Source organism: Flavobacteriaceae bacterium (genome assembly GCA_003443635.1).
GTDB lineage: Bacteria > Bacteroidota > Bacteroidia > Flavobacteriales > Flavobacteriaceae > AU392.
On sequence record CP031964.1, the window covers coordinates 2,886,052 to 2,902,024 of the forward strand.

Consider the following 15,973-nt stretch of genomic DNA (forward strand, 5'->3'; position numbering starts at 1 on the left):
AAACAAATAAATCCTTATGAAACGTCATTCAACACTTTTAGTTTTTTTATTATCCATTAGCAATGTATTAATTGCTCAAGACGCTTATTTTCAAATTGACCCAACTTTATCTCCTAACGGGCAAACTATTGTATTTAGTTATGATGGCGATTTATGGAAAATACCATCTACTGGTGGTGAAGCCTCACGTTTAACAGCAATGCGAGGTGAAGAAACACTACCTCGTATTTCACCAGATGGAAAATGGCTTGCTTTTAGCGCCACGCAATATGGTAATAGAGATATTTATATCATGCCTATTAATGGTGGAGAAATCAAACAACTCACCTACCACGATGCTGCAGATGATGTGGATAGTTGGTCTTGGGATTCTAAAACCATCTATTTTACTTCATCACGTTATAACCGTTATAGCGGTTATGAAGTATCAGTTACAGGCAGCACACCAAAACGTTTGTTTGAACACTATTTCAATAACGTTCATAATGTAGTTGAACATCCATCGTCAGGTGAAATATTCTTCAACGAAAGTTGGGAAAGCAAAAACTTCACGCATCGTAAGCGATACAAAGGTGATTATAATCCAGATATCAAATCGTATAACCTAAAAACAAAGCAGTATAAAGAATATACTACATACAAGGGAAAAGATATGTGGGCTACTTTTGATAGTAATGGAGCTATATTCTTTGCTTCCGACGAAGCTAATGACGAGTACAATCTATATACTTTAGCAAACAATGAAAAAACAGCGTTAACGTCATTTAAAACTTCAATTGGCAGACCACAGGTCAGCGCCAATGGACAAAAAATAGTATTCACTAAAGATTATCAAATTTTCCTATACGATGTCGCTAGTAAACGTTCGAAAAAATTAGATATTACTATTTTAAAGAATAACACCTTATCTAAATCGCAAGATTTTCAGGCTAAAGACAATATTAGTTATTTTGATGTTTCACCAGATAACAAAAAGATTGCATTTGTATCTCGTGGTGAACTATTTGTTTCAGACATTAAAGGAAAGTTCGTTAAAAAAATAAATACAACTACTAATGAACGTGTTTTAGAAGTAAAATGGTTAAAAGACAATCGTACGCTTCTATATAATCAAACTGCAAACGGTTATCCTAATTTATATACCATTTCAGCAGATGGAACGGGTTCTGAAAAACGCCACACTAACGAGCCTAAAAACAATATCAATTTAAAATTAGATTCCAAGTTGGAAAATGCGGTTTACGTAAGTGGTCGTGATGAATTGCGTTTATTAGATCTTGAAACTTTTAAAAGTACTACTGTGGTTACGGATGAATTTTGGGCACTACGACCTACAACAGCGCAATTTTCACCAGATGGCAATTATCTATTATACAATGCTTTCCGAAATTTTGAACGCGATGTATTTGTGTATCATATTCCTTCAAAAAAGATTACTAATCTTACCAATACTGGTGTTAATGAACAAGATCCTGTTTGGTCGGCAGATGGTAAATATGTGTATTTTGCTTCTAATCTAACTGAACCAAGTTTCCCTAGAGGAACATCTACTGTTCAGATTTATCGTATGGCTTTAGATAAATATGAAGCACCTTTTACTTCTGATAAATTTAATGCACTTTTTAAAGAAGAAGACAAAAAAGAAAAGGGTAAAAAGAAAGATGATAAAAAAGAAATTTCTGAACCTACGCCGGTTATCATTAACGAAAATGGGTTAATGGATCGTTTACAACGTATCAGTCCTGCATTTGGAAGGCAAGCTGGTGTTTACACCATTACTAAAGACGAAACCACATATGTGTATTATGGGTCTAATCATGATGAAGGGAATTTCAACCTTTGGCGTACAATTATTAAACCTTTTGAGCGTAATAAAACTGAAAAAGTAGGTATACAACGTGTAGGTGGAGGACAATTTAAAAGTGTAAAAGACAAGCATTTTATTCTAATGAATGGTGCTATTCATTCTATAAATCTTGGTTCTAATAAATTGAATAAACTTAATATAGATGTGAAATTTCGTAAAAACTTAACTAATGAATTCAGTCAGATGTTTTATGAGGCGTGGGCTGGATTTGAATCTAACTTTTATGATGATAATTTCCATGGACAAAACTGGCAAAAATTAAGAGATAAATATGCTGCATTCTTGCCTTATATTACTAAACGTTCGCAACTAAGTTTATTGTTTAATGATATGCTTGGAGAGCTCAATACTTCGCATTTTGGATTCAATACATTTGGGAGAGAAGATGCTCAATTTTATGGTAGTCGTACTTTAGAAACTGGTATTTTATTTTCTAAAGATAATCCTTATATAGTTTCCAACATAGTAGCTAAAAGCCCTGCTGATGTTACTGGTAAAAATATAAAAATTGGCGATCAGTTAATTGCTGTAAATGGAAAAACCATAAACACTAAAGTAAATCGTGAATTTTATTTCTCTGAACCTTCTATTGATAGTGAAATGCAACTGACCTTTAAACGTAGTGGAGAAACGATCGTTGTAAATATTCACCCAATATCTTCTGGCAGATTACGAACATTACTATATGACGAATGGGTAGCAAATAATCAAGCTTACACAGATGCTAACAGTAACAACAAAATTGCTTATGTACACATGAAAAACATGGGAGCTGGTGAGTTAAATAATTTTATGAAAGAAATGGTTTCTGAAACCTATAGTAAAGAGGCTTTAATTTTAGATTTACGAAACAATACTGGTGGCAATGTGCATGATGATGTCTTACAATTTTTATCTCAAAAACCATATTCAAAATGGAAATATAGAGGTGGTAAATTAGCTCCTCAACCTAATTTTGGTCCTGGTGCAAAACCTATAATTATTCTGGTAAATGAACAAACACTTAGTGATGCAGAAGTAACTTCTGCTGGATTTAAAGAACTAGGTCTAGGCAAGGTAATTGGTACAGAAACCTATCGTTGGATTATTTTTACTTCAGGAGCTGGTTTGGTAGATGGCTCATTTTATCGTTTACCATCTTGGGGTTGCTATACTTTAAGTGGAGATAATTTAGAGAAAACTGGTGTTACTCCAGATATTTATATAAAAGAAACTTTTAAAGATCGTTTAATGGGTAAGCAACCACAACTCGATAAGGCAATTGAAGAGATTATGAAAAACTTGAAAAATTAATTAACTCTTAAAAATCCCTCTCTTGAATAAGAGAGAGGGTAAAATCTACTAAAGGCTAATGGCAGAGGGGTTCGATAGATTAAATAACCCTTAAATAAAATCCAAACTAGACTATATAATCTAAGGTTTCATTTATCTTTACATACCACAAAAAATAACTTATGAGAATTCATTTTTATCTCCTATCAATTACTTTATTAGCTTGTTTTCAAACTCAATCGCAAAACTTTGAAAACTCAGTCAAACGCTTTATTTCAGTAGATTCAGAAATTACAGCTATTACAAATGTAACAGTGATTGACGGTACAGGTGTTGCCTCAAAACCCAACCAAACAGTTATTATAGATAAAGGAATTATACGTTATGCTGGAAATGCCGTCAATGCTCCAATTCCATCAGGAGCAAGAAAAATTGATGGTACAGGTAAAACCATTATTCCTGGTTTAGTGATGCTTCATGAGCATTTATTTTATACTAAACCTTTTGAAAACTGGTTTAGTGTTGGTCAAATGACCTTTACATTTCCACGTTTGTACTTAGCTGGCGGGGTAACTACAATGCGAACAGGAGGAAGTATTCAACCACAAACAGATCTCAACGTCAAAAAATGGATTTCTGAAGGTAAAATGACAGGTCCAAAAATGGATGTTACTGGACCATTTATTGAACGTGAAGGGCCTCGTGTGCCAGAACTTGGTTTTATTGGTAATGCTGATGAAGTTGCTAAAATTGTTAATTTTTGGGCAGATAAAGGTGTGACCTCATTTAAGGTATATAATAACATTACTAAAGAAGATTTAAAAATTGCCGTAACAGAAGCACATAAAAGAGGGTTAAAAGTTACCGGACATTTATGCTCATTAACCTATGAAGAAGCATCTAACATCGGTATCGATAATTTAGAACATGGTTTTATGGCATCAAGTGATTTTTCTACTAATAAAGAAGAAAATATCTGTGATCCGTTTGAAGCTAGAAAAGGCTTAGCTAATGAACCCGTGGACGGAGAGCGCATCAATGCACTTATTGATTTATTAATAAAAAACGAAACAGCCATTACCACAACACCTAATGTATTTGAACCTTATACCGATCGTGAAATTGTTCCTGGTGGCGGTTTTGATGCTGTTGCCCCACAATTACAAGAGCGCCTAAAAGCGGCACATACAAGAAATCAAGGAAGAGATAGTGCTAGTTTGGCTTTGTTTAACAAAAACTTAGCTTGGATCAAACGTTTTCATGATAAAGGTGGTATTTTAGTAGCTGGTACAGATCCAACTGGTGCAGGGCGAACTGTAGCAGGATATTCTAACCAACGTACAGTAGAAATTTTAGTAGAAGCTGGATTTAGTGTTGTTGATGCTATTAAAATAAGTACTTATAATGGCGCTATATTCTTAAAGAAAGAAAATGAAATTGGAACCATACAATCTGGAAAAAGAGCTGATTTAATTTTAATTAATGGTGATTTGGACAAAGACATTAAAAATATCAGAAATATGGAAACTGTATTTAAAGATGGTATTGGTTTTGATTCTAAAAAATTATTTGAATCAGTTAAAGGGCAAGTAGGTTTAAATTAATTACTTTCAGCACAACAAACATCCTCTTAAAATATCTCGCAAATAAAATTATTAACGAGATTAAAAACAAAGATGAATTTAAAATAGCACGATATGAATACACTTAATGTTATAATGGTAATGGCTATTATTCTCTTTGCAAGGCTGGCAATTCGATTGATAATCAATTATAAAAAAATGAAAAGTGAAATTGAAGATGATGAAAACAATGATATTGATGAATTACCAAAGTAATGTTAAGCATCCTATATTAATTTACATAAAAGATTTATCTTTATCGTTCCACAAAAAATATACAAGATTAAACATATGAAACATATTACATTCTTATCTCTTTTATTATTAAGTGTTATTTCAATTAACGCACAATCTAATAAAAAGAAAGTTCTTAAAACTGTAGATCAAAACACCATTAAAGGACATATTTATTTTTTAGCTGACGATGCTCTTAAAGGTCGAGAGACTGGCACTCCAGAAGGAAAAATTGCAGCAGCTTATTTGGCAAACACTTTACGTAGTTATGGTGTTAAACCAAATCCTAAAACAGGAAATTATTATCAGGAAGCTACGTTAAAAACCAGAGCAAGAGGTAACAGACCGTCAGTTACTATACAATCACAAAATGTAATTGGAATTGTAGAAGGAACAGATCCAGAACTTAAAGATGAATATATTATTTATTCTGCACATTATGATCATGTAGGTACTCACCCGTCTAATGTACCTGGAGATTCTATTTTTAATGGTGCTCGTGATAATGCTGTAGGGAGTACTACCGTTTTAAGTATGGCTGAAAATTTAGCAAAATACCCAACAAAACGTTCTGCCCTATTTATTTTCTTTACTGGTGAAGAAAAAGGCCTTTTAGGAAGTCGTTATTATGTTGAAAATCCTGTACTTCCATTAAATCAAATGGTATATTGCTTTAACAGTGATAATGCAGGATACAATGATACATCTATTGCCACTATTATTGGATTGCCGCGAACTACTGCCGAGCAGCACATTAAAGATGCAGCAACAGCATTTGGACTTACAGCAGTTGATGACCCTGCCCCAGAACAAGGCCTTTTTGATAGAAGTGATAACGTGAGTTTTGCAAGAAAAGGAATTCCATCACCAACATTTTCATTAGGGTTTAGGTCTTTTTCTGGAGATGTAACAAAATATTACCATCAACCTGGAGATGAAGCCGATACTTTAGATTATGATTATCTATTAAAGTTTTTTCAAGCTTATGTTTTAGCCGGGAGATCTATTGCTGATGACAAAGAAACTCCTACCTGGGTTAAAGGTGATAAATACGAAGCTGCTGGAAAAGCTTTATACGGTAATTAAAATATAAATTATTCATATTTTAAACTGCTATATCAAATAATTTGATATAGCAGTTTTTATTTTTACAAGTCTCAAAATTTGTATATTAGGCATTTACAAAAAACCATCTTTCATGAAAAAATTGATATCTCTAAATTTTGTTTTATTAAGTTTTATTCCTTTTTTATTTGCTCAAGAGAATAAAGATCAAAATAAATGGACTCCAGAAAATATTATAAATATGGAATCTATGGGATCTGTTTCGATTTCTCCTGATAATTCTATGGTAGTTTGGACCAAACGCAAAGGTGTAAAATCTAAAGATCGTTTTGTATCTGATATTTATTTAACACGTTTAAATCGCAAAAAAGATGGTGTTTTTAGAACAGTTCAGCTTACAAACGGTGAGGATAATGATTATAGTCCTCTTTTTTCAAAAGATGGAGAATTTATTTATTTTTTATCTTCTAGAGACAAAGGCAATAAGCTATGGAAATTAAGTATTTATGGAGGAGAAGCGCAAAAAGTTAATGAATTTAAAAATGGAATTTCAAACTTAAAGTGGAAAAATACTAATACGCTCTTATTTCAATCTAACAACGGAAAAACACTTTATGAAAAAGAAGCTGAGGACAAAAAAGACAATGTAATTGTAGTTGAAGACTCTCTACATTGGAAACCAAATTATGTTTATGCTTATAGCTTAAAAGATAAATCTATTAAAAGACTAACAGATAACAAAAAACCCTTGTGGAGCTATGCAGTTTCCAATAATGGGAAATGGTTGTTTTATGGTATGCAACGTAGTAGAAGTTATGCATCTGATGCTCAACAAGACCCCTATTATTATATTAAAAATCTAGAGTCTGGAGAAGTAAAACTAATTATTACTGATAGAGATTTTCCTATTAGTGGTATTGAGTTTAGTAAAGATGGTAAGGGGTTTTATTTTGCTTCTGATTATGCTTCAGATCCTAAATGGAATGGAGCTGGAATAAGTGAGTTATATTATTATACTATCGCCAGTAACACTTACAAAAAAGTTAACCTAAAGTGGGAATTAGGCCTTGGAGGTGGTTTTACTGTTGTAGGTAATGATGTGATTGCTTCTTTAGCGAATAGGGCGACTCGTCGATTAGTTTACTATAAAAAAACCAGTAATAGTTGGTCAAAGTCTAAAATTGATTTAAATATAAAAAATGATCATACTTTTTTATATACTGTTTCTGACAATGATTCAAAGGTAATTTACAATTATTCAACTGCATCTAAATTACCTAAATTTTATATTGCCGATTTAAATGAAAATAAGTTTTCCAATGAGCAAGAATTAGTTAAATTAAATAAAAATCTAAGTAAAAAGCCACTTGCTAAAAGTGAGATAATGATATGGAAAGGGTATAACAATGAAGATGTGACTGGTATTTTATATTACCCAGAAAACTATGAAGAAGGAAAACGTTATCCATTGATGCTCTCAATACATGGTGGTCCAGCTTCTGCAGATCGAGATGTCTTTAGAGAAAGTTGGAGTTCATACCCTAATTTATTATCTCAAAAAGGAATGTTTGTATTAAAACCTAATTATCATGGATCTTCAAATCACGGACTGTCTTATGTGGAAATAATTAAAGGTAATTATTACGAACCCGAATTAGAAGATATTACTAAAGGAATAGAAGTGCTTCATCAAGAAGGAAAAATTGACAAATCACAAATGGGAACAATGGGCTGGTCTAATGGTGCTATTATAACCACAATGCTAACGGTTCGTTATCCAGAAATGTTTAAAGTAGCTGCTCCTGGGGCTGGTGACGTAAATTGGACTTCAGATTTCGGAACTTGTCGTTTTGGAGTAAGTTTTGATCAATCTTATTTTGGAGGAGCTCCTTGGGATGATTTGAATGGCAAAATTTATAATGAGAAATATCTTTTAAAATCACCACTATTTGAAATTGAAAAAATAAAAACCCCTACCATAATTTTTCACGGTAGTGAAGATCGGGCAGTACCGCGCGATCAAGGCTGGGAATATTATAGGGGCTTACAACAAGTTGGGAAAACGCCTGTGCGCTTTTTATGGTTTCCTGGGCAGCCACATGGTTTAAGAAAAATAACACATCAGCTTCGAAAAATAAAAGAGGAAATTGCCTGGATAGACACCTATCTATTTAATAAGCCATCTACTAAAAATGAGGCTTTTAAAAAAGGAAGCCCTTTAGATAAAGCTTTAAAAATAGAATCTGTAAAAAGTTCTAAAGGTTTTTTTGGAGAATTAAAAAATGGTGTTTTAATTCCAGAAACAGTACTCATAAAAAAAGATTCGACTTCTATTGGTCGTTTTGAAGTAACTAATGCTCAGTTTAAAGCTTTTAAAGCTGATTTTAATTATGATGCAGGATTAGATAATTACCCTGTTGAAGTTAGTCGTTCTGATGCTAATGCATATATTACTTGGTTATCAAAAGTTACAGGAAATAACTATCGTTTACCCAATTCCAAAGAAGGTAAAGTGTTGCACAAAAAAGCACGATCTGTTGCTTCAAAAGAAAACACATTAAACTATTGGGCGGGTTATGATATTATAAAAGAAGATGTTCCAGATTTACTTAAAAAAATAAATGGATTAAATACTGTACTCTTTAAAAAGGTAGGTAAAAACAAGCCTATTAAAATAGGTAATGCTGAAATTTATGATCTCGGTGGCAACATTGCCGAGTATTTTGACAATGGAATTTATGGCTATAGTGCTTATGATTTTTTCGATTCTTATGATGACTCTATGATTAGTAGTAAACACATTGGTATACGAGTGATTAAAGAATAACTTATGATAACTATCTTTAGAAAAATACGACAGCAATTTCTTTCTAAAAATAAATTTAGAAATTACTTACTATATGCTATTGGCGAAATAGCTCTGGTAACCATAGGTATTTTACTAGCATTGCAAGCGAACAATTGGAATGAAAAACGAGCTCAAAAAATTGAACTCAATAATGCGCTAAAAGATATTTCCAATGATATGATTATTGATACTACATCTGCATCTCGTATTATTGCTTTTTATGAGGATAATCAAAAATACAGTCAAAAAATTATAAATAAAGAACTTTCTTTAGACAATTATAAAGAATGTTTACAATGCATGGGCTTAATTACTGTATACCAACCTTTCACTATCCAAACTCGAGGATTTGAGCGTTTAAAAACCATATCTCAAAAACAATCTACACAAAACGATAGTTTAATAGCAGATATTACTGAGATTTATTCACAATTAATTCCTCTTATAAATAAAAGTAATGAGCGTATGGAAAATGAGATTCTTTCTAACTTTAATGATTTTAAGCAATTTCCTTGGTTTGTAGATTTATTTCAGGGTAAATTTAACCAAGAGATGATTGAATATTTTGTTTTAAGTGAAGATTATAGAAAGCGTGTGGCTGCTCATAGTGTTTTGGCTGCTGGAAATCATTTAAATCTTACTAAAACTTATAATATTAATGCTAAACAAATACTTATACGTATAGATGAGCATTTAAAAAAAGTTGAAAAATGACAACAAATTTTTCGTTCAGACATATTACACCAGTTTTACCTTCCCTAGATATAGAAAAAGATATTGCCTGGCATAAACAATATACAGGTTTTGAATCTATATCCCATGATAGTATGTATGCCGTTTTAAAACGAGACCATCTATTTATTCATTTACAATGGCATGCCGATACCAAAGATGATCCTTTACTTGGAGGGTCTGTGATTAAAATTTTTGTTAAAGATATCCAGTTTATTTTTGAAGAGTTTGTAAATAGAGGGACTGTAAGTAAAGACAAGCTTCGCTTAAACACACCATGGAATACTAACGAATTTGGATTTTATGATTTAAATAATAATGCGATATTTATTGTAGAATAAATTATTGTTAACCAACTCAACCAACAAATGAAAACTTTTCTTTACACTACTATTTTATTTTTTGTATCAATCACATCATATCCGCAACAATATGATTTTCCTGAAGATTACAAATTAGAAACTCCAAAAGATTATTCTACTTACGAAAAAGAGGTTGTTAAAAGTTTAAACTGGCTCGTAGCTGCTCCGACAAATAAGCATAAAGAGAAAAGAAAAAAAATAAATATTTTTTTATTAGAATGGATTTTAGGAGCTCCTAATATTTCTATTTCTATAAATAGCGAGTTTTCCGATGTTACTAATAATGATGATTTTTATATGATTTTTATAGGAGGTTGGGCAAAATATGCCATAGAAACTGGAGACACTTCTAATGAAGTTGAAGGTAATATTGCTGGTATTAAAAGCTTGATTACTTATTATAAAAAAAACAGAAAAGCTTTAGGTAAAATTAAATATCTCGAAAAGTATATTAAACTTGATGATAAAGGTAAATTAGAAAGCTATATTAATTCTAGGCTTTAAAGTTATTATTCTTTTCCGTCCACATAATCTTGTAGATAAGAAAATCGTTTTGTGAGTTTTCCATTTTCTGTAATTTTTGCACGTTGTAAAATGCCATCCTTATCATTATTAAAAAATGCTGGAATAACATGTTCTAAAAACATATCTCCAAAACCTTCACTTGCATCTTTTGGAAGTTCGCAAGGTAAATTATCAACCGCCATAACGGTAATAGCATCTTTAGTATCATACGCAACTTCAGTTTCAGTTTGCGAATTATAACCGTAAAAAGGTTCTGCAATTGTTGATGGTCTAATTGTACTGGCTATTGGTCCATCAATATCACAAGAAATATCTGCAATAAGGTTAATTTTAAAATCAGGGTGTTTAGCATCATCTTTAGTAAATAAGTATGGTGCCCCATCTCCATAAAAATGACCTGCTATAAAAAAGTTGGTTTCTTTAGCATAAGGCATAAAGTTACTTTCGTAACCACTTGGATCTTTATAAAACTCTGATGTATTACCTACTTTACCATCCACACGCTTACTATATTCCATAACATCTATTAAACAATATATAGGTTCAGTAAATCTAGATGTTAAATACAAGGCATCACTTACTTGTTTAATTTTTAAATGATCTAAAATCTCTTTTGCACCTCGGGCTACTTTTCCTGTACCTGATAATAGAATTTTAATATGAGGCAATGTTATTTTATCTAATTCTGCTTTTACTGCATCTAAATCAGGTAAGTTTTCTACTTTAGGTAAATTAAACAATCCATCTCTCAATCCTAAAGCTCTAAAACCATTATAAGCACCAACAAGTCCAGCGTAACGTCCAAAACCGATTAATCGTAATCCATTTTCTCTAACAATAGTTTCATGATCATACATCTCAATATTTTTATCAAGTACTGCTTGTAACAATTTTCTATTATAAGGTTGTTTTTTAATCGTATGTGAAAAGAAAAAATATTTCTTATTCGAAATCAAAGCTTCAATTGGCACTTCTTTCACCCCAATCATAACATCGCAATCATTAATATCTGAAGTTACTTCAAAACCTTGTGCTTTATATGCATTGTTCGAAAACACTCTAATATCACTAGGTTCAACTTTAAAAATAGCATTTGGAAACTGTGAAGCAGCTTCTTTTAATTTTTCTGGAGAAAATACCACACGGCGATCAGGTGGGTTTTTACGTTCTTTGATTATCGCAAATTTAATACTCATCTAATTATTTATAAATATTGGTATAAGATTTACACGAAAATAGTTGGATTTATAGGCTTATACAAACTTTTTAATAACTTTGCATCTGCGTTAAAAATTTAAATGATATTCTTTAGTTTATCTAAGTTACTAGAGCCTAATCTCAAATATCTTTAAAAAACGCTACGATACATACAAGGGGTCGACTGGTTTTGACAGCAGGTTGTATTAAACGGTAAGCACGTCGTGTAATGACTTTGAAACACGTAAAAGGCTAAGTCAAAATTTAAACGGCGAGAATAACTACGCTTTAGCTGCATAATCTGAATTATAGTAAGATTAGCCTCGTCCTACAAGGTAGGAATGCTAAATGTCTCTTGAAAGCCTTGGTTAACGGCGTTCTAATTAGAGACATCGTAAAAGTAAACCTAGAATAGTATATGCTTTGGATATTATTTGAAACTAAAAAAGCTAAGTTATAAATAGGCTGTTTTTTGTCAGTTTATAATCAAAAATAAATAAAAAACTAAACGTGTAGAAAGCTCTTTGGTAGCTTGTTTGGACCCGAGTTCGATTCTCGGCGACTCCACATTAATAAACCTCAACTATTTAATTATTAACATGTTGAGGTTTATTTTATTACACTTTAGACAACCAATAGTCAACAATTTAAAAATTTATAACTTTTACTAACATTTAAAGCTTAATCTAAAAACTCTGTACCTTTGATATGTCTTGCTAAAATACTCAAACATTTGAATAAAATAAAAGAAAGTGTTATGTTCTCTTTTTTTGTAATATTAAATCCAGATCGTTTAGTATATTTCTAGTTTCATCATTATCTGCATATTTAATAGCCTCTTTTACTTGATTGTGAATTTTGACCTGATACTCTATATCAAGTAACTCCCATATAAACTGTATACTATTAGAAGTCGTTTCAGCTAATATAATTTTATCTTCTAAGCTATACCTATGATGAGACTGATTTACCCTTAAAGAAGCTTCAATGATTGTAAAATAGCCATTCTGCATTTTTTCATAAGAATCTTTATAGAGATCTGATTCTTTTGAGATACTAGGGTATCTAATTGCTAAACTAACACCCTTTGTTCCTTGATCTACTATTAGTCTCTCTAGTTGAATAGCCTCATAACTGTAATATATTTGCTCTTTTGCTTTTGCCCCATAAAGAAATATCAGTTCTATAATAACGTTTCTGAATTGCCTAAATTGGTTAGTTTGAAAAGATACATTTAATGAATCTAGTACATCTATTTTAGGTATTTCTTCGATTATTTTATTATAAAGCCCTGATGATTTTTTACTATTAAATTTTGGTAATGGGAACGAATCTATCTGTTTCATTTTTTTTAGAACTTCTATAGTTTCAATTAAATCACTCGATTGCCATTCACTTTCTATATTAGGGATTCCATTGTCATAGTATTCTTCCAATGTTTTTGAATGATCTGAGTATCTTAAACATGAAACAATGACAAGGCTAGTGATTATTAAATAGAAATTCTTTCTCATAATTTAAATTTAGAGTACTTATCTAACAAACATACTATTTTAAAGCTTCTAATATCGACTATTTTATTTACACTCTCCCTTTTAAGATAATCTACCTTTAGTATAATCTTAGAATTTCGTTTATTACATTTTCTTTTCATAGAGTCAGTAATCCCTTTTCAATCTATTTATTTTATGTTCATAGTAAATCGTGAGTTTTGTGACCGTAATGTGACCGTTTTAGACTGAAGTTTTTTGAAGTAATTATTTTTGAATACTATTTAATTATAGGTTGTTTGCCTTTGGTATAACCTTGTGATTATTGCTTTAATATGTTAGATATTCTTAGGGTTAGTTTTTCTGAATGTTAAGTTTTGTTAAGTTCTAATATTCGATTTTTGGATTAATGGTTTTATAAGGTTTTAGTGTTAGCGTATAGTTTTATAAAATTTTTAGATGAAGGAGAACAATGGACTACATCTTTTAATTAAGAAAATTCTCTATTTTAGAGCATAAAATTTAGTTTTGGTATGGAAATAGAATATAAAACTATTACAGATGAAGAATTAATTAAAGTAATAGACGATCATCAGCTCTGGAGAGAACGTTATAGTAATGGAGGTAAGCGAGCAAATTTATCTTTTCACGATTTATCAAAAAACAATTTTCCTAAACGAGTTAAACTTGAAAAGGCAATCCTTGTAGGAGCAGACTTTAAGGGTATTGATCTTATAAAAGCAGATCTTTCAATGTCAAAACTTAAAGGATCAAACTTTACTAGAGCAAACCTTGAAGGAGTAGATTTTAAAGGTGCTGATCTTACAAATTCGAACCTTTCATTTTCAAATCTTACAAATGCAATATTTAGAGATGCATTTATTAAAAGTACAATTCTTAAAAATGCAGTTTTTAAAAATGCATTTCTTCCAAAATTAGATCTTGAAGATTTAGATCTAAATGGAACTAATCTTTCAAACGCAAACCTTTCAAAAGTAAACTTAACAGGAGCAAATCTTATAGGAGCAGATCTTACAAATGCAGATATTAGAGAAGCGTACTTTGGAGGCGCAAATCTTAGAGACGCGAAACTTACGGGTATTTTATATTTAAACAATGAATTGCAATTTGCATTAAACGTACCTAAGATATATTTACAAACTAAATCTAAGAACATTGAAAATGAAGCTGAAATAAAAATTAAAAGATTAGAAGAAGAACTTACTAAAAAAAATCAGCAATTAGAGGAAGCATCAATAACAGATGAAGAAATTAATAAGATTGAAATTGAAAAAGCAAAACTAAACTTAGATAAACAGAAATTTCAAAAAGAAAAGGATGACGAGGCAGAAAGAAAAACAAAGACCTCTAAAAATATTGAAGAAACAATTGAAAGCTTAAAAAAACCTAACACCTATTTGAACAGTCAAATTAAAATACAATATAGTTTATGTATTGTTTATTTGTTACTTGTAATATTCTGTATCATATTTTTTATTTACTATGTATATGATAATTATTCTGTTTTTCGATTAGAGTTAACCAAAGATACGAGCACCATACAATGGATTTTTTATGTGTCACCTATTTTAATATCTTTTACCTTGGTGATTACATTTATAAATCAAATAAATAATCGATTGAAAAATATATTTATATTTCACGAGCGTAAAAGATATGTAGATTCTATTGATGGTAGTTTAAATGCAGTTCTTAAAATAAATAATGATGATGACGCAAGAGGTAAAATTTTAAATGCAATGGATAAAATACTGGAGCATACTATTAAAAGTTCTGAAAAAATGTATGACCTTGTTAATCTAGACGAAAAAGAGATTAAGGATCCTATAGATATAGCAAAAGAGATAAAATCTAAAATATAACAAGTAAAATATTAAGTTTCAATATAAAACTTAAACAGCAACGTGCTAATAAATCGAAATATAGATTTATCAGAATAAGCTTAGAGATTGTATTATTTTTGTTAAATGGTTAATGTCACTTCGATGAACTGTTCATTTTTTTAACACTTAACACATAAACTTTTGTTAAAACCCTAAACCAAAACATACTAAATAACTGAATAGTAAGGTTTTACTGCAATCATTTAGAGGCTTTCCCGTAATATAAATTCTATTTTTATAAGTAATTTTAAATATAAATTAGTTATTGATATTACTGTAATTTAATCATTAATTTATGGATATTATTGAGATTAAGGAATTGACAATTTTGTATTAATTGGTTATTTCTATATTAACTAGTCACTCCTTAATCTCTTCTATAAATAATAACAAGCCTCCCTACTTTTGTTTTCTTTTTTAAATTACATAAATCTTTTTAAAAAATAAGCAAGCATTTTATATGTTTTGTTTAACAATATTCTCTCGCGAAGAATTGGCATATACTGTGAATGCCATTAAATGTTCACAGTTTTAAATAAATATTAAAACTTTTAATTATGAAAAATTTAAAAAAATTAGGAAAGATCTTAAACAAAAATCAACAAAAAATGGTTAATGGAGGATTCTTTGGATGTGGTGAATCAGACGAATGTTTATTAACTGGTTGTCTCGCTAATATTGAGCCTCATCGTTGGATTGGTTTTGAAGGTGGACCTTGTGGATTTGAAAGACCAGCTAATCAATCTTGTACTGGCATAGTACAGAATGGATTATGTTGTGTGATTTAATTATTTGACAAGGTTCGATTATAATAAAAGTAGTGGGCTTACTCTTCCTTCTTTTATATTTTAATTC

At 30.6% G+C, this 15,973-nt stretch carries 11 protein-coding genes and 1 other RNA gene; 10 read left to right on the forward strand and 2 right to left on the reverse strand.

Going from position 1 to position 15,973, the window contains the following annotated elements; all coding sequences use genetic code 11:
• Window positions 1-16: 16 nt before the first annotated feature.
• The 7 genes from D1817_13270 (at window position 17) to D1817_13300 (ending at window position 10,506) form a co-directional block, all read left to right on the forward strand.
• On the forward strand, window positions 17-3,160 hold the full coding sequence (locus D1817_13270) for a PDZ domain-containing protein (GenBank protein ID AXT20811.1): 3,144 nt from the start codon (window positions 17-19) through the stop codon (window positions 3,158-3,160).
• Between the two features lie 161 nt (window positions 3,161-3,321).
• Window positions 3,322-4,743 (forward strand): amidohydrolase, encoded by a 1,422-nt coding sequence (locus D1817_13275; protein ID AXT20812.1) that lies wholly within the window; start codon window positions 3,322-3,324, stop codon window positions 4,741-4,743.
• Window positions 4,744-5,052: 309 nt separating this feature from the next.
• A complete protein-coding gene (locus tag D1817_13280; protein AXT20813.1) occupies window positions 5,053-6,081 on the forward strand; it encodes a hypothetical protein in 1,029 nt (342 codons plus the stop codon).
• A gap of 112 nt (window positions 6,082-6,193) precedes the next feature.
• On the forward strand, window positions 6,194-8,887 hold the full coding sequence (locus tag D1817_13285) for a peptidase S9 (protein AXT20814.1): 2,694 nt from the start codon (window positions 6,194-6,196) through the stop codon (window positions 8,885-8,887).
• A 3-nt stretch (window positions 8,888-8,890) separates the two neighbouring features.
• Complete coding sequence (locus D1817_13290; GenBank protein ID AXT20815.1) at window positions 8,891-9,622, forward strand: hypothetical protein; 732 nt, start codon at window positions 8,891-8,893, stop codon at window positions 9,620-9,622.
• Entirely contained in the window at window positions 9,619-9,981 is a 363-nt protein-coding gene (locus D1817_13295) for a glyoxalase/bleomycin resistance/extradiol dioxygenase family protein (protein ID AXT20816.1), read from the forward strand. Before D1817_13290 ends, D1817_13295 begins: the two co-directional genes overlap by 4 nt.
• A gap of 27 nt (window positions 9,982-10,008) precedes the next feature.
• Window positions 10,009-10,506 (forward strand): hypothetical protein, encoded by a 498-nt coding sequence (locus tag D1817_13300; GenBank protein ID AXT20817.1) that lies wholly within the window; start codon window positions 10,009-10,011, stop codon window positions 10,504-10,506.
• A 5-nt stretch (window positions 10,507-10,511) separates the two neighbouring features.
• Here D1817_13300 and D1817_13305 read toward each other — a convergent pair whose 3' ends face one another.
• Window positions 10,512-11,717 (reverse strand): alanine dehydrogenase, encoded by a 1,206-nt coding sequence (locus D1817_13305; protein ID AXT21289.1) that lies wholly within the window; start codon window positions 11,715-11,717, stop codon window positions 10,512-10,514.
• Window positions 11,718-11,900: 183 nt separating this feature from the next.
• Between D1817_13305 and ssrA the strand changes: the two genes are divergently transcribed.
• Window positions 11,901-12,294, forward strand: a transfer-messenger RNA (tmRNA) gene (ssrA, locus tag D1817_13310).
• A gap of 185 nt (window positions 12,295-12,479) precedes the next feature.
• On the opposite strand, the gene D1817_13315 is transcribed toward ssrA, so the two are convergent.
• Window positions 12,480-13,238 (reverse strand): hypothetical protein, encoded by a 759-nt coding sequence (locus D1817_13315; GenBank protein AXT20818.1) that lies wholly within the window; start codon window positions 13,236-13,238, stop codon window positions 12,480-12,482.
• Window positions 13,239-13,747: 509 nt separating this feature from the next.
• Here D1817_13315 and D1817_13320 point away from each other — a divergent pair.
• Both D1817_13320 and D1817_13325 read left to right on the forward strand, forming a co-directional pair.
• A complete protein-coding gene (locus D1817_13320) occupies window positions 13,748-15,097 on the forward strand; it encodes a hypothetical protein (GenBank protein ID AXT20819.1) in 1,350 nt (449 codons plus the stop codon).
• Window positions 15,098-15,675: 578 nt separating this feature from the next.
• Window positions 15,676-15,906, forward strand: coding sequence for a hypothetical protein (locus D1817_13325; protein ID AXT20820.1), 231 nt, complete (start codon window positions 15,676-15,678; stop codon window positions 15,904-15,906).
• The last annotated feature ends 67 nt before the right edge of the window (window positions 15,907-15,973 follow it).

Bases quoted from the DNA above. Each gene is read 5' to 3' on its own strand.
- D1817_13290 (AXT20815.1), top strand. From the start codon at position 8,891: ATGATAACTATCTTTAGAAAAATACGACAGCAATTTCTTTCTAAAAAT.
- D1817_13325 (AXT20820.1), top strand. From the start codon at position 15,676: ATGAAAAATTTAAAAAAATTAGGAAAGATCTTAAACAAAAATCAACAA.
- D1817_13295 (AXT20816.1), top strand. From the start codon at position 9,619: ATGACAACAAATTTTTCGTTCAGACATATTACACCAGTTTTACCTTCC.
- D1817_13285 (AXT20814.1), top strand. From the start codon at position 6,194: ATGAAAAAATTGATATCTCTAAATTTTGTTTTATTAAGTTTTATTCCT.
- D1817_13275 (AXT20812.1), top strand. From the start codon at position 3,322: ATGAGAATTCATTTTTATCTCCTATCAATTACTTTATTAGCTTGTTTT.
- D1817_13280 (AXT20813.1), top strand. From the start codon at position 5,053: ATGAAACATATTACATTCTTATCTCTTTTATTATTAAGTGTTATTTCA.
- D1817_13270 (AXT20811.1), top strand. From the start codon at position 17: ATGAAACGTCATTCAACACTTTTAGTTTTTTTATTATCCATTAGCAAT.
- D1817_13300 (AXT20817.1), top strand. From the start codon at position 10,009: ATGAAAACTTTTCTTTACACTACTATTTTATTTTTTGTATCAATCACA.
- D1817_13315 (AXT20818.1), bottom strand. From the start codon at position 13,238: ATGAGAAAGAATTTCTATTTAATAATCACTAGCCTTGTCATTGTTTCA.
- D1817_13320 (AXT20819.1), top strand. From the start codon at position 13,748: ATGGAAATAGAATATAAAACTATTACAGATGAAGAATTAATTAAAGTA.